The 17,995-nt window shown below is 69.1% G+C and carries 17 protein-coding genes and 1 pseudogene; 10 read left to right on the top strand and 8 right to left on the bottom strand.

The window, feature by feature from the left end; translation table 11 throughout:
• Window positions 1-179 precede the first annotated feature (179 nt).
• Entirely contained in the window at window positions 180-677 is a 498-nt protein-coding gene (locus tag RBJ65_RS11685; protein WP_306318575.1) for an ATP-binding protein, read from the top strand.
• 45 nt (window positions 678-722) lie between these two features.
• On the opposite strand, the gene RBJ65_RS11680 is transcribed toward RBJ65_RS11685, so the two are convergent.
• From RBJ65_RS11680 to RBJ65_RS11665, 4 genes are all read right to left on the bottom strand, one after another.
• Entirely contained in the window at window positions 723-965 is a 243-nt protein-coding gene (locus RBJ65_RS11680) for a DUF397 domain-containing protein (protein ID WP_306318576.1), read from the bottom strand.
• 165 nt (window positions 966-1,130) lie between these two features.
• Complete coding sequence (locus RBJ65_RS11675; RefSeq protein ID WP_306318577.1) at window positions 1,131-1,598, bottom strand: SRPBCC domain-containing protein; 468 nt, start codon at window positions 1,596-1,598, stop codon at window positions 1,131-1,133.
• Entirely contained in the window at window positions 1,595-1,969 is a 375-nt protein-coding gene (locus RBJ65_RS11670; RefSeq protein ID WP_306318578.1) for a metalloregulator ArsR/SmtB family transcription factor, read from the bottom strand. The genes RBJ65_RS11675 and RBJ65_RS11670 overlap by 4 nt, the downstream gene beginning before the upstream one ends.
• A gap of 5 nt (window positions 1,970-1,974) precedes the next feature.
• Window positions 1,975-2,376, bottom strand: coding sequence for a VOC family protein (locus RBJ65_RS11665; protein WP_306318579.1), 402 nt, complete (start codon window positions 2,374-2,376; stop codon window positions 1,975-1,977).
• Window positions 2,377-2,488: 112 nt separating this feature from the next.
• Here RBJ65_RS11665 and RBJ65_RS11660 point away from each other — a divergent pair, with 112 nt between their 5' ends.
• Window positions 2,489-3,151, top strand: coding sequence for a PadR family transcriptional regulator (locus RBJ65_RS11660; protein ID WP_306318580.1), 663 nt, complete (start codon window positions 2,489-2,491; stop codon window positions 3,149-3,151).
• Window positions 3,152-3,462: 311 nt separating this feature from the next.
• On the opposite strand, the gene RBJ65_RS11655 is transcribed toward RBJ65_RS11660, so the two are convergent.
• Both RBJ65_RS11655 and RBJ65_RS11650 read right to left on the bottom strand, forming a co-directional pair.
• Entirely contained in the window at window positions 3,463-4,890 is a 1,428-nt protein-coding gene (locus tag RBJ65_RS11655) for a glutamate decarboxylase (protein WP_306318581.1), read from the bottom strand.
• A gap of 42 nt (window positions 4,891-4,932) precedes the next feature.
• A complete protein-coding gene (locus RBJ65_RS11650) occupies window positions 4,933-6,243 on the bottom strand; it encodes an ion channel protein (protein WP_306318582.1) in 1,311 nt (436 codons plus the stop codon).
• A gap of 132 nt (window positions 6,244-6,375) precedes the next feature.
• Here RBJ65_RS11650 and RBJ65_RS11645 point away from each other — a divergent pair, with 132 nt between their 5' ends.
• Both RBJ65_RS11645 and RBJ65_RS11640 read left to right on the top strand, forming a co-directional pair.
• Window positions 6,376-7,134, top strand: a complete 759-nt coding sequence (locus RBJ65_RS11645; protein WP_306318583.1) for a MerR family transcriptional regulator — start codon at window positions 6,376-6,378, stop codon at window positions 7,132-7,134.
• Window positions 7,135-7,305: 171 nt separating this feature from the next.
• Window positions 7,306-7,968: pseudogene (locus RBJ65_RS11640) on the top strand (DedA family protein); the annotation flags it as partial.
• A 71-nt stretch (window positions 7,969-8,039) separates the two neighbouring features.
• On the opposite strand, the gene RBJ65_RS11635 reads toward RBJ65_RS11640, so the two are convergent.
• On the bottom strand, window positions 8,040-9,707 hold the full coding sequence (locus RBJ65_RS11635; RefSeq protein ID WP_306318584.1) for a threonine/serine exporter ThrE family protein: 1,668 nt from the start codon (window positions 9,705-9,707) through the stop codon (window positions 8,040-8,042).
• A 122-nt stretch (window positions 9,708-9,829) separates the two neighbouring features.
• Window positions 9,830-10,321: an inorganic diphosphatase gene (locus RBJ65_RS11630; protein WP_207822615.1), complete on the bottom strand. Its 492-nt coding sequence runs from the start codon at window positions 10,319-10,321 to the stop codon at window positions 9,830-9,832.
• 56 nt (window positions 10,322-10,377) lie between these two features.
• On the opposite strand from RBJ65_RS11630, the gene dacB reads away from it, so the two are divergent.
• The 6 genes from dacB to folE all read left to right on the top strand — a co-directional run bounded on the left by dacB (window position 10,378) and on the right by folE (window position 17,949).
• A complete protein-coding gene (gene dacB / locus RBJ65_RS11625) occupies window positions 10,378-11,877 on the top strand; it encodes a D-alanyl-D-alanine carboxypeptidase/D-alanyl-D-alanine-endopeptidase (protein ID WP_372341246.1) in 1,500 nt (499 codons plus the stop codon).
• An 89-nt stretch (window positions 11,878-11,966) separates the two neighbouring features.
• The gene (locus RBJ65_RS11620) at window positions 11,967-13,115 is read left to right on the top strand and encodes a zinc-dependent metalloprotease (RefSeq protein WP_306318586.1); all 1,149 of its coding nucleotides are present in this window, start codon (window positions 11,967-11,969) and stop codon (window positions 13,113-13,115) included.
• Window positions 13,116-13,344: 229 nt separating this feature from the next.
• Entirely contained in the window at window positions 13,345-14,355 is a 1,011-nt protein-coding gene (gene tilS, locus RBJ65_RS11615) for a tRNA lysidine(34) synthetase TilS (RefSeq protein ID WP_306318587.1), read from the top strand.
• A gap of 44 nt (window positions 14,356-14,399) precedes the next feature.
• The gene (hpt, locus tag RBJ65_RS11610) at window positions 14,400-14,960 is read left to right on the top strand and encodes a hypoxanthine phosphoribosyltransferase (RefSeq protein ID WP_266718689.1); all 561 of its coding nucleotides are present in this window, start codon (window positions 14,400-14,402) and stop codon (window positions 14,958-14,960) included.
• Window positions 14,961-15,207: 247 nt separating this feature from the next.
• Complete coding sequence (gene ftsH, locus RBJ65_RS11605; protein ID WP_306318648.1) at window positions 15,208-17,223, top strand: ATP-dependent zinc metalloprotease FtsH; 2,016 nt, start codon at window positions 15,208-15,210, stop codon at window positions 17,221-17,223.
• Window positions 17,224-17,343: 120 nt separating this feature from the next.
• The gene (folE, locus tag RBJ65_RS11600; RefSeq protein WP_306318588.1) at window positions 17,344-17,949 is read left to right on the top strand and encodes a GTP cyclohydrolase I FolE; all 606 of its coding nucleotides are present in this window, start codon (window positions 17,344-17,346) and stop codon (window positions 17,947-17,949) included.
• Window positions 17,950-17,995: the final 46 nt, after the last annotated feature.

The raw sequence follows: 17,995 nt of genomic DNA, 5'->3' as shown, positions 1-17,995 counted from the left end.
AACGGAAAGATCACGAACCACATGCGCAAGAAGTCGTAGGAAGAAAACAGCGAGAAGCGGTACGAGGTCTCCCAAGTCGGGCGCGTGCACGTGCATCTGCCCTTGCATCCGCTGTACGCATTCGGAACGATGGCGCCACCACCGCTCGCTGCGTACTGCGAAACTGGGGAGTGCCTCGCATGGGGACGAATGGATCGACCATGCTCGAGTCGCTGGATGCGTTAAGGCAGAGCCTGCCTCCGGTCGACCCCTCGGCCGTCTCCAGCACCGCGTCCTGCGCTTTGCCGGCCCGCTATGAAGCGGTGCGCTCCGCACGTGAGTTCAGTCGCAGGACGCTCGCGGACTGGGAAGCCATGGAGCGTTTCGACGACATCTGTCTCGTCGTCTCCGAACTGGTCACCAACGCCCTGCGGCACGGCCTCCCCGCGGATACGCCACACGGCCAGGATCCGCCCGTACGTCTGCATCTGATGCACTGGTCTTCGCGCGTAGTGTGCGCGGTCCGCGATCCCAGCGACGACAGTCCGGTCGCCCGCGAGGTCGACGTCGACGCCGATTTCTCGGCGGAATCGGGGCGCGGCCTGTTCCTCGTCGACTCCTTCGCCGACAGCTGGGGCTGGCATCCGCTGGCCGGCGCGCCGAGCGGCAAGGTCGTCTGGGCGCTGTTCAGGACCTGAGGCGCCGTTCAGGAACTGAGGCGCCGTTCAGGAGCTGAAGTTACGTCAGGCCCCGGCCACCAAGTGGTCGAACTCCCCGTCCTTCACGCCGAGAAGCATCGCTTCTATCTCCGCCGGCGTATAGACGAGCGCGGGCCCCTCGGGAAAGTTCGAGTTGCGCACGGCGACTCTTCCACCGGGCAACTTGGCGAACTCCACACAGGAACCTTGTGAGTTGCTGTGCCTGCTCTTCTGCCAGACCACTCCGTGCAACTCCGTGGCCGCCATGCCGTTGTACACGTGGTGCACGGTTCGCTCCCCGGTGGTGCTGTCAGTGCTGTAACAGTGAATGATTCTGTGGTCAATGTGAAAGCCGGGACACCAGTGATCAACTGCCCCAACTGTCCAGGATCATAGCTGCGTTCATATGCCCATGCATGGGCAGATGCACGTGCACGCGGGGTGTTCTCGCAGTTACAGCATGGAAAGCGCCTGCCCAAATGCCCGCATTACATGCGAACGCCAGCCACTGTCCATGATCTTTCGAGCCATTGCCTGCGCGGGGTCGTCCGGATCGAATCCCTCGTGCACCAAAAAGAGACGTGTGCCACGTCCTTCCGGGCGCAGGGTCCAAGTGATGGTCCAGTCCGCGGAATTGGCAGGGTCCCGGTCCGCCCATCGGACGCTCAGCATCCGCTCGTCCTCGTACGCGAGGACCTCCGCCTCGACCGTCCCGGAGAAATTGGTGCCCGGGCGCGGAATCGCCGTCATCGTGTACCGGTGCCCGACGACGAGCCTGAACCGTTCGCCGCCCGGCATCATCCAACGCTTGATCAGTTCCGGTTCGGTCAGCGCGCGCCAGACCTTCGCGGGCGGGTGCGGGAAGAACTGGTCGACGGTGATGGTGGTGGGGTCGGGCTCGTGGCTGCCATCGATGCTCATGAGGCGTCATCGTCGGGCATGGCGTCCAGTACGTCGCTGAGGGCACTCAGCTTCTTCCGCCAGAACCGCTCGTAGGGATGCAGCCAGTCCTGTACGTCGGCGAGCGGCGCGGCCTCAAGACGGTAGATCCGCTGCCGCCCCGAACGCTCCTCGGAGACGAGCCCCGCGTCGCGCAGCACCTTCAGGTGCTCGGAGAGGCTGGGGCGGGCCATGTCGAACCGGTCGGCTATGGCGCCGGCCGGCTGCGGCCCGTGCTCCCGCAGCAGGCGCAGCACTTCGCGGCGGGTGCCGTTGGCGAGCGCGCCGAAGATCCGGTCCGGGTCCTGGTCGTGGACCTGGCCGGGGGCGGTGCGCGCGCTCGCGGGACTCATGGCGGTCAGAAACTCCCTGCTGTGTTCTCGGTGTTCTCGGTGTTCTCGGTGATCAGCATCAGGCCGTTGCCGTCCGGGTCGCTGAAGCCGGCCATCCGGCCCCACGGCATCTCGTCCGGCCCGCTGACCTCGGCGCCCGCGGCCCTGAGCCGCTCGCAGTCGGCGTCGACGTCGGTCGTGACCAACATGATCCCGCGCGTGGAGCCGGGCACGAAATCCCCCATCCCCGGCCCGGAGAGCGTGAACACGGTCTGCGCCCCGGCGGGCGCGACCTGTAGCCACCGGCCGGGCGGCATCTGTCGGTCGACGACGACCTCGAAGCCGAGCACGTCTACGTAGAAGCGCAGCGCGCGGTCCTGGTCGGTGACGGGGAGGGTGATGAAGGAGGCGTGGGTGATGTTCCGCATGCCCTCGACATTACGTAGGGAAATACCTACGCGTCAAACGTAGGGAATTTCCTACGCGTCTTCGCTTGACCTCCGACGAGCCCCTGTGCCTTCACGTCCTAGGCTGGGGCCCATGTCAGCGATCCGCCTCCTGGTCCTCGGAGCCGTGCGGCAGCACGGGCGCGCGCATGGCTACATGGTGCGCAACGACCTGGAGTACTGGGGCGCCCACGAGTGGTCGAACGCCAAGCCCGGGTCGATCTACCACGCGTTGAAACAGATGGCGAAGCAAGGGTTGTTGCGGGCCCATGAGATCGCGCCGTCCACGGCCGGGGGCCCGCCGCGCACCGAGTACGAGCTCACGGAGCGGGGGCAGGAGGAGTACCTCGCCCTGGTCCGTTCGTCCCTGACCTCGTACGACCAGCGGCCCGACATCCTCACGGCGGCGCTCGGCTGCATGGTCGACCTGCCGCGCGACGAGGTCGTCGCCCTGCTCAAGGAGCGGGTGCGCGCCATGGAGGAGTGGCGGCGCTCCGTCACGGAGTACTACACGCCCGAGGACGGCCCCGAACAGCTGGGCCACATCGGCGAGATCATGAACCACTGGGTCCACTCGGCCGACACCGGCGCTCAGTGGACCAAGGGCCTGATCACCCGCATCGAGGCCGGCGCCTACACCTTCGCGGGCGAGGGCGAACCGTTCGTGGGCGTACTGGCGAAGGGCGAGGAGAACCCGTACGCGGCACGATCAAGCCCTGGTGACGATCGCGACGGGCCTGCAATCAGGCCGTGGTGACGATCGCGACGGGCCTGCAATCAGGCCCTGGTGACGATTGCGACGGGCCTACATTCAAGCCCTGGCGATGGTCGCGACGGGCCTACATTCAAGCCTTCGTGGCGATCGCGACGGGCCCACATTCAGGCCGTGGTGACGATTGCGACGGGCCCACAATCAGGCCGTGGTGACGATTGCGACGGGCCTGCAATCAGGCCCTGGTGGCGATCGCGACGGGCCCACAATCAAAGCCTCGTGACGATCGCGACGGGACCATAATCAAGCCCCTGCGGCGATTGAGCAGCGGGGTCCGGGGCGGAGCCCCGTGGCGTTCAGTGATGGAACCCGGTGGCAGCGCCCCGGTCACGCGTAAACGGGTGCGGCTGACTGCGCAGCTCCGGCAGCAACCGCCCCAGATCCTCCACCAACAACTCCGCCAGATCCGACGAGAACCCATTGCGGCACACCACCCGCAACACCGCCAAGTCCTCCCGGTGCGCCGGAAACGTGTACGCCGGCACCAACCACCCCCGCTCCCGCAACCGCCGCGACACATCGAACACGTCGTACGCCTTCACGTCCTCCGCCGTGGTGAACGCGAACACCGGCAACTCGTCGCCGCGCGTGAGGAGCCGGAAGTCGCCGAGCGCCTCGATCCGGTCGGCGAGCCCGCGCGCCACCTGCCGCGTCGCCTGCTGAACGGCCCGGTAGCCGTCCCGCCCGAGCCGCAGGAACGTGTAGTACTGCGCCACCACCTGCGCCCCGGGCCGCGAGAAGTTGAGCGCGAAGGTCGGCATGTCGCCGCCCAAGTAGTTGACCCGGAAGACCAGTTCCTCCGGAAGGGCCTGCGCGTCCCGCCACAGCGCCCACCCGACCCCCGGGTACACGAGCCCGTACTTGTGCCCCGACGTATTGATCGACGCCACCCGCGGCAGCCTGAAGTCCCACTCCAGGTCGGGGTCGAGGAACGGCGCGACCATGGCGCCGGAGGCCCCGTCGACGTGCACGGGGATGTCCAGGCCGGTCCGCTCCTGCAACTGGTCGAGCGCCGCGCACAGTTCGGCGATCGGCTCGTACGAACCGTCGAAGGTCGACCCCAGGATCCCGACGACGCCGATCGTGTTCTCGTCGCACAGCTCCGCCGCCGCGGCCGGATCGAGGTGGAACCGGTCGCCCTCCATGGGCACCTGCCGCGCCTCCACCTCCCAGAAATTGCAGAACTTCTCCCAGCACACCTGCACGTTCACGCCCATGACCAGATTGGGCCGGGCCTCGCGCGAGGGGTACCGGTCCGCGTTCCGCGCCGCCCAGCGCCGCTTGAGCGCCATCCCGGCGAGCATGCACGCCTCGCTCGACCCGGTGGTCGAACAGCCCACGGCGGCCGAGGGATCGGGCGCGTGCCACAGGTCGGCGAGCATGGCGACGCAGCGCCGCTCCAGCTCCGCCGTCCGCGGGTACTCGTCCTTGTCGATCATGTTCTTGTCCCGGCACTCGCCCATGAGGACGCCCGCCTGCGGCTCCATCCACGTAGTGACGAAGGTGGCGAGGTTGAGGCGCGCGTTGCCGTCCAGCATCAGTTCGTCGCGGACGAGTTGATACGCCGTCATGGGGGCGAGCGGGCCCTCCGGAAGGCGGTGCTTGGGCGGGGCGTCCGTCATCCCGGCCGTCGGATTCGCCTCTCCGTAGAAGGGGTTGACGGCGATCGGGCGCTCGTCTGGCTTCCCGTACCGGTCGGCAGGGCTCTGGTGCAGCGGTGACATCGGTGCAACTCCTTTACGTAAAAGGGCAGTTGAGTCTGTGTGTCAGCGGATCGCCGAACCGTCCTCCGACAGTTGCATCTGCGGCCGCCCCGTCACCAGTAGCCAGGCGGGCAGCGACGCGACGCACATCAGGGCGATGATCGCGGGGGAGGCGACCAGGACGGCCGCCGTGAACAGGCTGACCCAGCCCTGCCGGGTGATCGCGAGCAGCACGCCGAGCACGCCCGCCGCGATGCCGACCGACGGGTTCACGCCGGGCACCACCGCGTGCGCGAACAGGCCGAACGCCGCGCCCACGAAGACGGCGGGGAAGATCCGCCCGCCCCGGAAGCCGCACGTCGCGGCGATCAGCAGCGCCGCCAGCTTCACCACGGTCAGCAGCGCGAACTCCCCGGCCGACCGGCCGTCCGGCGCCGCGGCGATCTCCTTGACCTCGGCGAGCCCCTTGAACAGCGTCAGTTCGCCGCCCAGCGCCCCGAGCAGGCCGAGGACGAGCCCGCCGAGCGGAAGCGTCAGCATCGGGTGGCCGAGGCGGGAGAAGGCGCGGTGCACGTAGGGGAAGGCGTACACGGCGGTCATCGCGAAGACCGCGGCGGCGCACGCGACGACGATCGCCGCCAGGACGTCCCGCCAGCCCGGGTCGCCGAACGGCGGCAGGCCGAGGTCGAAGGAGGGGGAGGCGAGCAGCGAGGTGGTCATGGAGCCCGCGGCCGCCGCGAGCAGCGGCCCGAACATGTTGTCCCACAGCGAGCCCTTCATCGGCAGCGCCTTCCCGGCCAGCGTCTCCGAGACGAGCAGCGCGGCCGCGATCGGCGTACCGAACAGGGCGCCGATGGTCCCCGCGGTCGCCAGGCTCACCCACATCGTCGCGGCCGACCGCGGCAGCAGCTTCTTGCCGAGCCAGAACGAGAGCCCCACGTTCACCGCGATGATCGGGTTCTCCGGGCCCAGGCTCGGCCCGCCGGCCAGCATCAGCGCCGCCGCGAGCGCGAGCCCCGGCAGCACGTACGGCGGCAGCGGCGCCTCGCCGCCGAGCCCCATCGTGGCCGGGTCGGGGCCCGCGTTCCCCGGCGCCTTCCAGACGACGAGCCCGACGAGGACACCCGTGAGCGTGAGCATCACGATGATCCACAGCGCGGAGTAGCCGCCGATGCCGAGCGCGTCCGGCAGGTCCTCCCACACCAGCCCCGCCAGCTCCTCCGCGACCCAGTCGAGCGCGAGGAAGAGCACGCTGCACGCGACGCCGACGACGAGCGCGGGCAGCACGAACGGCAGCAGCGTGCGAGCGGACACGGCGGGCGTGGGCGCGGGTGCGGGCGGGGGCGGCGGTCCGGTCTCGGTATGGGTACTCACGGCGCCACCTTAAGCGGACAAATGCGCCATAACACCCCGGTAACACCCGGAAAATCGCCGCCGGAACCGACTTGCACCTCACGTCACGTGAGGCTCCAAGCTGAATGACGTACGAGGAAGGAGGTGCGGCGGATGAGCTACTCCGTGGGCCAGGTCGCCCAGTTCGCCGGGGTCACGGTGCGCACCCTGCACCACTACGACGAGATCGGCCTGCTCGCCCCGAGCGAGCGCAGCACGGCGGGCCACCGCCGGTACAGCGAGGCCGACCTCGACCGCCTCCAACAGGTCCTCTTCTACCGGGAACTCGGCTTCCCGCTGGACGAGATCCAGGCCCTGCTGGACGACCCGGACACCGACCCCCGCGAACACCTGCGGCGCCAGCACGAACTGCTGACCGTCCGCATCGAGAAACTGCAGAAGATGGCCGAGGCCGTCGAACACGCCATGGAGGCACAGAAGATGGGCATCCAGCTCACCCCCGAGGAGCGCTTCGAGGTCTTCGGGGACAAGGACCCCGAGCAGTACCAGGAGGAGGCCGAACAGCGCTGGGGCGGCACGGACGCGTACGCCGAGTCGCAGCGCCGGGCCGCGACGTACACCAAGGAGGACTGGAAGCGGATCCAGGCCGAGGTCGACGACTGGAGCGCGCGCTACGCGGCCCTGGTCGCGGCGGGCGAGCCGGCGGTCGGCGAGCGCGCCATGGACCTGGCCGAGGAGCACCGCGCGCACGTTTCGCGCTGGTACTTCGAGGTCTCGTACGAGATGCACATCTGCTTCGGCGACATGTACGTCGACGACGAGCGCTTCAAGGCGTACTACGACGCCATGGGCGAGGGCGTCGCGGAGCACCTGCGCGACGCGATCCACGCGAACGCCGTCCGGAACGCCTGAGCCCCTGAGTGCGCCTGAAACGGCTGACCGACAGGTTTGCCACAGTTTCCGCACAGTGCATCCTGAGGGGGCCACTGGAACCTGGCAGGGAAAACCGGCGTTGATAACTTTGCATCGCCATTGCAGTGCCTTGCCTCTGTCACCCAATCCCCTCAGGAGTCCGGACCCGTGATGACGCTTGCTCTAGGACCAAGCTGGCTGGACCCGGACTACCTGCTGAACACGTTCGGCATCTGGGGCCTGCTGCTGATCGTGTTCGCCGAGTCGGGACTGCTGATCGGCTTCTTCCTGCCGGGCGACTCGCTGCTGTTCACGACGGGCCTGCTGATCACGGCGGGCACCATGGACTTCCCGCTGTGGGGGGCCATCGGCCTGATCTGCCTCGCCGCGGTCCTCGGTGACCAGGCGGGCTACATGTTCGGCAAGAAGGTCGGCCCGTCCCTCTTCAGGCGCCCGGACTCCCGCCTCTTCAAGCAGGAGAACGTGCAGAAGGCGCACGAGTTCTTCGAGAAGTACGGCCCGAAGTCCCTGGTCCTGGCCCGCTTCGTGCCCATCGTCCGGACGTTCACGCCGATCATCGCGGGCGTCTCCGGCATGCGGTACCGCTCGTTCGTCACGTTCAACGTGATCGGCGGCGTGCTCTGGGGCGCGGGCGTGACGCTGCTCGGCTCCTGGCTCGGCAACATCGACTTCGTGCACAAGAACATCGAGGCGATCCTGATCCTGATCGTCCTGATCTCGGTGGTGCCGATCGCGATCGAGTTCCTGCGGGCCCGCGGCAAGGCGAAGAAGGCGGCGGCCGGCACGCCCGGAGAGGCCCCGGCCGCACAGCCGCAGCGCCGCCGCCACGCGAAGCGCTGACCCCCCCCTTCGTACGAGCTGACACCCCTTCGTACGAAGGGCCCTTAGAAGCCCCTCGTACGCTTCGCCGCGCGGCGCCCCGCCGCCCCCGGCCCCTGCAGGAACAGGCGGGAGACCTCGCCACCGAGGTTCACGCCGATCGCGATGGCGAGGGCCAGCGCCGCCGCCTTGGACAGCGACTGGACCCCGCCGTTCACATCGCTGTGGGCGATCGCGAGCAGCCCGAAGTACGTCGCCGAACCCGGCAGCAGCGGGCCGATCGCGGCCGTCACGTACGGCAGCGCGGACGCGAACTGGTAGCGCGAGAAGAGCTGCCCGAACAGGCCCACGAGCCCCGCCGCCGCGGCCGTCGCGGCCACCGGCGAGATCCCGCCCTGGTAGTGCAGCGCCCCGAAGATCGCGCCCGCCACGCCGCCGTTGAGCGTCACGGCGATCACCGTCGTCCGCTCCTGCTGCAACAGCACGGCGAACGCGAGCGACAGCGTCATCGACGCGACGATCTGCCACACGGGCCGGTTGTTGGACCCCAGCGCCTCTTCCGGGTCGAGCTGCGCGTTCAACTGCACGCCTACGTAGAGCATCAGCAGGACGCCGATGACGATGCCCGTGAAGAAGTACATGACTTCCAGGAGGCGTGCCGCGGCCGTGATGTAGAAGCCGGTCAGACCGTCCTGCACCCCGGCCACCAGCGCCCGCCCCGGCAGCAGCGCGAACAGCCCACCGGTGATCACCGCGGACGCCTTCACGTCTACGTAGTTGTGCGCGAGCGTCAGCGCGATGCCCATCGCGGCGGGCGGCATGGCGGCCACCGTGAACTGGTAGAACTCCGGGAACCCGCGCCCCGCGCACAGCCACGCGAGCCGGTCGCCGAGCATCGAGCCGATCGCGGCCACGAGGAACACCAGCCAGTCACCGCCGACCAGGATCGCGGCGGACCCGGAGAGCAGCCCGCTCGCCCCGGTGAGCGCCCAGCCCGGGTAGGGGTGCCGGTTGCGGCGGATCTCCGCGAGGCGCCGGTAGGCGTCCTCCAGGGAGACCTCGGTCTCCTCGTCGCTGAGGTCGTCGACGAGCCGGTACACGGCCGCGAGGCGCGTGTAGTCGGTGCCGCGGCGGCGCACGGTGCGCGAGGCCGTCACCGGGTCGTCCACCAGGGACGGCTGGAAGCTGATCGAGAGCAGAGTGAACGTTACTGTCGGCTCGCAGCGGTCGAGCCCGTAGGACCGGGACACGGCGAACATCGCCGCCTCCACGTCCTCGGCGCCCTCACCACCGGCCAGCAGCAGCTCCCCGATACGCAGCGTCAGGTCGAGCACGCGCGGCACGGCGGGCCCGTGCTCCTCGTCGTGCTTCTGCACCAGCTCGGGCGCGGGCCGCTCGGCGACCGGCATCCGCAGCATGGTGCGCATCCGGTCCTGCCAGGGCGCTTCCTTGGCCAGCCTGACCATGGGGATGCCCTGCGGCGGCGTGAACGCGGGCGGCGACTCGCGGGCGCTGTACGTCTTGGGCCGCGTGAACGCCGAGCCCTCCGTGTCCACCGGCTCCGGTGCCTGCACGCTCAGCCCGTCGGGGACCGCGAACTCCGACGTGGTCGACGACTCGTCGTCGACCACCGGCTGCTGCGTGATGATCCCGATGGGCTGCGTGAACGCGCTGCGGGCCTCGTCGGACTGCGGCTTGCGGTCCTCTGGGGCCTCGGACTCCCGCTCCGTCACCTCTGCCGATCCTCGCCCTTCGCGTCGCTGCGTATCCGTCTACCGCTCGTACGCCTCAGTATGCGCACAGATACGCGAACGGGCCGCCCCAGGGGGGCGGCCCGTTCATGAACGCTGGAGACTCAGTGGCCGCCGTTGTCCTGCGCGCGCTTGTACGAGCGCTCGATCTCGGCCTCGGCCTCGGTACGGCCGACCCAGTCGGCGCCCTCGACGGACTTGCCCGGCTCCAGGTCCTTGTAGACCTCGAAGAAGTGCTGGATCTCCAGGCGGTCGAACTCCGACACGTGGTGGATGTCGCGCAGGTGCTCCATCCGCGGGTCCGTCGCCGGGACGCACAGCAGCTTGTCGTCGCCGCCGGCCTCGTCCGTCATCCGGAACATGCCGATCGCGCGGCACTTGATGAGGCAGCCCGGGAACGTCGGCTCGTCCAGGATGACCAGCGCGTCCAGCGGGTCGCCGTCCTCGCCGAGGGTGTTCTCGACGTAGCCGTAGTCCGTCGGGTAGGCGGTCGACGTGAACAGGCGACGGTCGAGGCGAATGCGACCGGTCTCGTGGTCGACCTCGTACTTGTTCCGCGATCCCTTAGGAATCTCGATCAGAACGTCGAACTCCACCGGTGGCTCCTCAATGATCAACACAAACGTCTGGTGGTTAAGTGTCCCCTACGCAGATGTGTGATCGCGAAAGGGGCTGGTCCGCGGTGCCGGAGCCGAAGGCTTCGCAGCTCGTGAAGAGTGCGGCGAAGACCGTTGCCGGATCCAAGACCAAGCACGTCACCGTGGGTGCGACGGCCGTGGGCCTCGCCCTCGCGGCCGTCGTGGCGCTCGCGGCCGGTCCCTGGGACGCTTCCGGTCAGCGTAAGGCCGAGGCCGACCGGGCCGCCTCCTCGGAGGTCGGAGGTGGCGCAGATCACGGCCGGGGGCCGAGCGCGGCGCCGAGCGCGCCCGCGGTGCTCGCCGCCCCCGGAGCGTCCGTCCCCGGCCCCACGAAGAGCGCCCTCGCGGACGTCCTCGACCCGCTCTTCAAGGCCCCCGCGCTCGGCGGCCACCGCACCGCCGCGGTCGTCGACGCCGTCACCGGAAAGAGGCTCTACGGAAGAGCACCGGGTGACACCCTCACCCCCGCCTCCACGACGAAGCTGGCCACGGCCGTCGCGGCCCTCTCGGCGGCGGGACCCGACCACCGCATCGCCACCCGCACGGCCCTGGAGAAGGACTCCAAGGAACTGATCCTGATCGGCGGCGGCGACCCCACCCTCACCGCCCGCGAGAAGAATCCTTACGGTGCCGCCAGCCTGCGCACCCTCGCCGATGACACCGCCAAGGACCTCAAGAAGCGCGGCATCGACAAGGTCACCCTCACGTACGACACCTCGCTGTACTCCGGGCCCGACACCCACCCCATCGGCCCCAACGAGAACCTCGCCCAGGTCACCCCCCTCATGGCCGACGAGGCCCGCACCGACGACTCCGACAGCGGCCCGGCCACGCGCGAGGGCGACCCGGCGGCGGCCGCCGCGAAGAAGTTCGCCGGCCTGCTCGACGACCACGGCATCGAGACCAAGGGCGGCGACCCGGGCCCCGGCAAGGAGTCCGGCCGGACGGAGCAGCTCGCGAAGGTGTCGTCGCCGCCGCTGTCCGCCCTGGTCGAGCGGATGCTGACGCACAGCGACAACGACATCGCCGAGGCGCTCGCCCGGCAGACCGCGATCGCCACGGGAGAGAGCCACGACTTCGACGGCGGCGGCAAGGCCGTCGAGAAGCAGCTCAAGAAGCTCCGCCTCCCCCTCAAGGACACCCACTTCGCCGACGGCAGCGGCCTCGACCGCGCCGACAAGGTCTCCGCGAACCTGCTCACCGGCCTGCTCGCCGACGCCGCCGACCCCTCACGCCCCGAACTGCGCTCCGTCCTCACGGGCCTCCCCGTCGCGGGCTTCACCGGCACCCTCGCCGGCCGCTACGAAGACGCGGCCGACGCCTCAGGAACGGGCCTGGTCCGTGCCAAGACCGGCACCCTCACCGGCGTCAACACGCTCGCGGGAACGGTCGTCGACGCCGACGGCCGCCTCCTCGTCTTCGCGTTCATGACGGAGGGCGCCACCGACCCCAAGGCCGCCCAGTCCGGCCTCGACCGCCTCGCCTCCTCCGTCGCCAACTGCGGCTGCAGGTGAACCCCTAAGGGTTCCGAGGGACCGAAGTGGGGCGCCGCTCCGGGGCCGAGCCCTCTTCCGGTACGCGGGGGGTCACGTACCGTTGACGCATGACGAGCCTCGGCGGTGCTGCATCTTCGGGAATGGTCGACTGGAACCTCGCGGTGGCGACCGCGACGCGACTCGTACGACCAGGCCCAGAGGTCAGTCGGGACGAGGCGCGGGCCGTCGTCGCGGAGCTGCGCCGGCACGCCAAGGCCTCCGAGGAACACGTCCGCGCGTACACACGCATGGCCACCGACGCCGACCACGACACCCCGGTCCTCGTGGTCGACCGCCCCGGCTGGGTGAAGGCCAACGTCGCGGGCTTCCGCGCGGTCCTCAAGCCCCTGCTCGACAAGATGCAGGAGCGGCGCGGCTCGGGCGCGGGCCCGGCGGTGCTCGGCGCCGTCGGCGGCAAGGTCACGGGCGTCGAACTCGGCATGCTGCTCTCGTTCCTGTCCTCCCGCGTCCTCGGCCAGTACGAGACCTTCGCCCCCGCCACCCGCGAACTGCCGGCCGCGCCCGACGGCGGCGGCCGACTCCTCCTCGTAGCGCCGAACATCGTGCACGTGGAGCGCGAACTCGACGTGGAGCCGCACGACTTCAGGCTCTGGGTCTGTCTGCACGAGGAGACGCACCGCACCCAGTTCACGGCCGTGCCCTGGCTGCGCGACCACCTGGAGGGCGAGATCCAGTCATTCCTGGAGGAGACCGAGGTCGACCCCGGGACGTTCCTTGAGCGCGTCCGGGAGGCCGCCCAGTCCCTCGCCGGAGGGCGCCCCGAGGGCGAGGAGGACGACGGCGGGCGCTCGCTCGTCGAGCTCGTGCAGACCCCGGCGCAGCGCGAGATCCTCGGCCGCCTCACGGCCGTCATGTCCCTCCTCGAAGGGCACGCGGACTTCGTGATGGACGGGGTGGGCCCGGCCGTCGTGCCGTCCGTCGAGGAGATCCGCGAGAAGTTCCAACAGCGCAGGCAGAAGGGCGCCTCAAGGCTCGACCTGGCGCTGCGCAAGCTCCTCGGCCTCGACGCCAAACTGCGCCAGTACCGCGACGGCGAGAAGTTCGTCCGGGCCGTCGTCGACGAGGTGGGAATGGACGGCTTCAACCGCGTGTGGACCTCTCCCAACACGCTGCCGACCAAGGCGGAGATCGCGAAACCGGCGGACTGGGTCGCGCGGGTGCACAACAAGTCGGACGGCGCTCACGAAGCCCCGTAAGGCACGCCCAAAATTGCTCAGGATCACCCATCCGAGGGACCGTAGGCCGTGGGCAGGCGTGCAATGCTCGGGGAACGGCTCGGCTCTGTCACCATCGACACACTCTGCGTGACCGATCTCACCGAGTCACCGTTGAGCGAATGAGCCGAGTCGGACGGTTGCTGGTTCCCGTTCGATCCGGTCTCCAGTAGCGCCCACCCCCCAGACAACGGAATGAAGGGAACCGGACATGGGTCCCCATCCTGCGGTCGCGGCGATACGCCTGGCGGTCCGCCGCGTCCTCCACGACATCCTCAACGACTCCCCGCCGGGCACCGACGCGGACCCCGGGCCCGTGGTGCTCGCCGCCTGCTCGGGAGGAGCCGATTCCACGGCCCTCGCCTCGGCGCTCGCCTTCGAGGCCCCCAAACTCGGCATCCGCGCCGGTGGCATCACCGTCGACCACGGCCTGCAGCCCGGCTCCGACGCCCGAGCCGAGGACGTCGCGGCGCGCCTGACCGCCCTCGGCCTGAACCCCGTCGAGTCCGTCCCCGTCGACGTCGGCCGTGACGGCGGACCCGAGGCCGCCGCCCGCGACGCCCGCTACGCCGCCCTCGACGCCGCCGCCGAACGCCACGGCGCCGCCGCCGTCCTGCTCGGCCACACCCGCGACGACCAGGCCGAAACCGTCCTGCTCGGCCTCGCCCGCGGCTCCGGCATCCGCTCCCTGTCCGGCATGGCCGCGATCTCCGGCACCGCGGGCCGCTACCGACGCCCCTTCCTCACGCTCGACCGGCAGACCGCCCGCAAGGCCTGCCTCGTCCAGCACCTGCCCGTCTGGGACGACCCGCACAACACCGACCCGGCGTACACCAGGTCCAGGCTCCGCCACGAGGGCCTGCCCGCCCTGGAGAAGTCGCTCGGCAAGGGCGTCGTCGAGGCCCTCGCCCGTACGGCCCAGCTGTCCCGCGACGACGCCGACGCGCTGGACACCTGGGCCCGCGAGGCCACCGAGTCCGTACGGGACGCGGCCGGACTCCTCGAATGCGCCAAGCTGTACGCCCTGCCGCCCGCCGTACGCCGCCGGATCCTGCGGAAGTCGGCCATCGAGGCCGGCGCCCCGGCCGGGGCGCTGTTCGCCCGGCACATCGAGGAGATCGACCGCCTGATCACGGGCTGGCGGGGCCAGGGAGGGATCAATCTGCCGGGCAAAGTCGTGGCTCAGCGGCAGGGTGGCAGACTGGTCATCCGGCAAGGCTGACTCGACGGGTCACGTCGCGGCGGCCGGTGGGACGACCGAAAGTGATGCGGGTGGACGCGAAAGACATGGGCACCGACCTTCAGTCGGTGCTCATCACCAAGGAAGAGATCGACGCGAAGCTGGCCGAGCTGGCCGCGAAGGTCGACGCGGAGTACGCGGGCAAGGACCTGCTGATCGTCGGGGTCCTCAAGGGCGCCGTGATGGTCATGGCGGATCTGGCTCGCGCCCTGTCCACCCCGCTCACCATGGACTGGATGGCGGTGTCCTCGTACGGCTCGGGCACCCAGTCCTCCGGTGTCGTGCGGATCCTCAAGGACCTGGACACCGACATCAAGGACAAGCACGTCCTGATCGTCGAGGACATCATCGACTCCGGTCTGACGCTGTCCTGGCTGCTCACCAACCTCGGCTCGCGCGAGCCCGCCTCCCTCGAGGTGTGCACGCTGCTGCGCAAGCCCGAGGCGGCCAAGGTCGACATCGACGTGAAGTGGGTCGGCTTCGACATCCCGAACGAGTTCGTGGTCGGCTACGGCCTGGACTACGCGGAGAAGTACCGGAACCTGCCGTTCGTCGGCACCCTCGCACCGCACGTCTACGGCGGCTGAGTCGCCGTCAGACCCGCACGCGGGGACGGGAACCCTCGCGGCGTTCCCGCCGTTGGAGCATGCGAAGGGCAGATTCTGGGCCGTCCCCTGCGGCTTCGGGTGACAATGCTGGGGTACCGTCCGAAGAACAGTTCTTCAAATAGCTGCAGCAGCACCAAGAGCAGCACCGAGAACAGCACCAGAAGCTCCAAACAGCCTTATCAAACTCACTATGGCAGGAGGGACGGGGCGGCACCGCTCCGTATGGATGGACGTGAAGCGATACTTCCGTGGGCCGGTCATGTGGATCGTGCTGGCCGTCCTTGCCGTGGTCGTGTTGATGCAGGTCGTCGGTTCGTCCGGCGGCTACAAGACGGTGGACACCGGCCAGGTAATTCAGGCCATCGACGACAACAAGGTGCAGTCGGCCAAGCTGACCACCGGCGATGAAGACACCATCAAGGTCGAGCTCAAGGACGGCCAGAAGGTCGACGGCTCGAGCAAGATCCAGGCCAGCTACATCGGCGACCAGGGCGTCGAGGTGGCCAAGGATCTCCAGGCCAAGTTCGAGGACAAGCAGATCCCCGACGGGTACACCGTTTCCCCGTCGAAGCAGAACCCGTTCGTGGGCATCCTGCTGTCCCTGCTGCCCTTCGTGCTCATCGTCGTCGTCTTCCTGTTCCTGATGAACCAGATGCAGGGCGGCGGCTCCCGAGTCATGAACTTCGGGAAGTCCAAGGCCAAGCTCATCACCAAGGACACCCCCAAGACGACGTTCGCCGACGTGGCGGGCTCGGACGAGGCTGTCGAGGAACTCCACGAGATCAAGGAATTCCTCCAGGAGCCCGCCAAGTTCCAGGCCGTCGGCGCCAAGATTCCCAAGGGCGTGCTGCTGTACGGCCCGCCCGGTACGGGCAAGACCCTGCTCGCGCGCGCCGTCGCGGGCGAGGCGGGCGTGCCCTTCTACTCGATCTCCGGTTCCGACTTCGTCGAGATGTTCGTCGGTGTCGGTGCCTCCCGTGTCCGCGACCTCTTCGAGCAGGCCAAGGCGAACGCTCCGGCGATCGTCTTCGTCGACGAGATCGACGCGGTCGGCCGCCACCGCGGCGCCGGCCTCGGCGGCGGTCACGACGAGCGCGAGCAGACGCTCAACCAGCTGCTCGTCGAGATGGACGGCTTCGACGTGAAGGGCGGCGTCATCCTGATCGCCGCCACGAACCGGCCCGACATCCTCGACCCGGCCCTCCTGCGCCCCGGCCGCTTCGACCGCCAGATCGCGGTCGACCGCCCGGACATGCAGGGCCGCCTGGAGATCCTCAAGGTTCACCAGAAGGGCAAGCCGGTCGCCCCGGACGTCGACCTGTCGGCCGTCGCCCGCCGTACGCCGGGCTTCACCGGTGCCGATCTCTCCAACGTGCTGAACGAGGCCGCGCTCCTGACGGCCCGCTCGGACCGGAAGCTGATCGACAACCAGATGCTCGACGAGGCGATCGACCGTGTGGTCGCGGGCCCGCAGAAGCGGACCCGGATCATGTCGGACAAGGAAAAGAAGATCACCGCGTACCACGAGGGCGGTCACGCCCTGGTCGCGGCGGCCTCACCGAACTCCGACCCGGTCCACAAGATCACGATCCTCAGCCGCGGCCGGGCCCTCGGTTACACGATGGTCCTGCCCGACGAGGACAAGTACTCGACCACGCGCAACGAGATGCTCGACCAGCTCGCCTACATGCTGGGCGGACGCGCGGCCGAGGAGCTCGTCTTCCACGACCCGACGACGGGTGCCGCGAACGACATCGAGAAGGCCACCGGCACGGCCCGCGCGATGGTCACGCAGTACGGCATGACCGAGCGGCTCGGCGCGATCAAGTTCGGCGGCGACAACTCCGAGCCCTTCCTGGGCCGCGAGATGGGGCACCAGCGCGACTACTCGGAAGAGGTCGCGGCGCTCGTCGACGAAGAGGTCAAGAAGCTCATCGAGACCGCGCACAACGAGGCCTGGGAGATCCTTGTCGAGAACCGCGACGTTCTCGACAACCTGGTCCTCGCGCTGCTTGAGAAGGAGACGCTGAACAAGGAGCAGATCGCCGAGATCTTCGCCCCGATCGTGAAGCGCCCGGCCCGCCCCGCGTGGACCGGCTCCAACCGTCGCACCCCCTCGACCCGCCCGCCGGTGCTCTCCCCCAAGGAGCTGTCGCTGACGAACGGGGCGAACGGAGCGACGCCCGCCATCGAGACCACCACCCCGGTGGACACGGTGAAGGAAGAGCGCCCCGAGAGCTGACCCGCCCCTCTCAGGGCAGGCCAGACCCGGAATGCAGGCCGCGTCCCCCACGCTTTACGGTGTGGGGGACGCGGCCTTTGCGCTGCCGCGCGGGGATGTACGTAGAGAAAGAGGCACCAGATGACCGACCCGGTGACGCTGGACGGCGAGGGCTCGATCGGCGAGTTCGACGAGAAGCGGGCCGAGAACGCCGTGCGCGAACTCCTCATCGCGGTCGGCGAGGACCCGGATCGGGAGGGCCTGAGGGAGACCCCGGAGCGGGTCGCCCGCGCGTACAAGGAGATATTCGCGGGCCTGTGGCAGAAGCCCGAGGACGTGCTGACGACGACGTTCGACCTGGGGCACGACGAGATGGTCCTGGTGAAGGACATCGAGATCACTTCGTGCTGTGAACATCATCTTGTACCGTTCGTCGGGGTTGCCCACGTGGGCTACATTCCGTCGAGCGACGGCAAGATCACCGGCCTCTCCAAACTCGCGCGCCTGGCAGATGTCTACGCCCGTCGCCCGCAGGTGCAGGAACGTCTGACCACACAGATCGCGGACTCCTTGATGGAGATCCTGGAGCCGCGCGGCGTGATCGTCGTCGTGGAGTGCGAGCACATGTGCATGTCGATGCGCGGGGTGCGCAAGCCCGGCGCGAAGACGATCACGTCGGCCGTGCGTGGCCAGCTGCGGGATCCGGCGACTCGTGGCGAGGCGATGAGCCTGATCATCGGGCGTTGAGGCGTTGAGGCGTTGAGGCGTGACGCGGGGCTTTTTGGGGGCTGCG

This window comes from Streptomyces sp. KL109B, assembly GCF_030766935.1.
In the GTDB taxonomy this organism is placed as follows: Bacteria; Actinomycetota; Actinomycetes; order Streptomycetales; family Streptomycetaceae; genus Streptomyces.
Note: the sequence above shows the minus strand (reverse complement) of the source record. Positions and strands in the feature narration are given on the sequence as shown.

Bases quoted from the DNA above. Each gene is read 5' to 3' on its own strand.
- RBJ65_RS11660 (WP_306318580.1), top strand. From the start codon at position 2,489: ATGTCAGCGATCCGCCTCCTGGTCCTCGGAGCCGTGCGGCAGCACGGG.
- RBJ65_RS11655 (WP_306318581.1), bottom strand. From the start codon at position 4,890: ATGTCACCGCTGCACCAGAGCCCTGCCGACCGGTACGGGAAGCCAGAC.
- RBJ65_RS11620 (WP_306318586.1), top strand. From the start codon at position 11,967: ATGACGAGCCTCGGCGGTGCTGCATCTTCGGGAATGGTCGACTGGAAC.
- ftsH (WP_306318648.1), top strand. From the start codon at position 15,208: ATGGACGTGAAGCGATACTTCCGTGGGCCGGTCATGTGGATCGTGCTG.
- tilS (WP_306318587.1), top strand. From the start codon at position 13,345: ATGGGTCCCCATCCTGCGGTCGCGGCGATACGCCTGGCGGTCCGCCGC.
- RBJ65_RS11675 (WP_306318577.1), bottom strand. From the start codon at position 1,598: ATGAGCATCGATGGCAGCCACGAGCCCGACCCCACCACCATCACCGTC.
- RBJ65_RS11685 (WP_306318575.1), top strand. From the start codon at position 180: ATGGGGACGAATGGATCGACCATGCTCGAGTCGCTGGATGCGTTAAGG.
- RBJ65_RS11645 (WP_306318583.1), top strand. From the start codon at position 6,376: ATGAGCTACTCCGTGGGCCAGGTCGCCCAGTTCGCCGGGGTCACGGTG.
- folE (WP_306318588.1), top strand. From the start codon at position 17,344: ATGACCGACCCGGTGACGCTGGACGGCGAGGGCTCGATCGGCGAGTTC.
- RBJ65_RS11670 (WP_306318578.1), bottom strand. From the start codon at position 1,969: ATGAGTCCCGCGAGCGCGCGCACCGCCCCCGGCCAGGTCCACGACCAG.
- dacB (WP_372341246.1), top strand. From the start codon at position 10,378: ATGTGTGATCGCGAAAGGGGCTGGTCCGCGGTGCCGGAGCCGAAGGCT.
- hpt (WP_266718689.1), top strand. From the start codon at position 14,400: ATGCGGGTGGACGCGAAAGACATGGGCACCGACCTTCAGTCGGTGCTC.
- RBJ65_RS11665 (WP_306318579.1), bottom strand. From the start codon at position 2,376: ATGCGGAACATCACCCACGCCTCCTTCATCACCCTCCCCGTCACCGAC.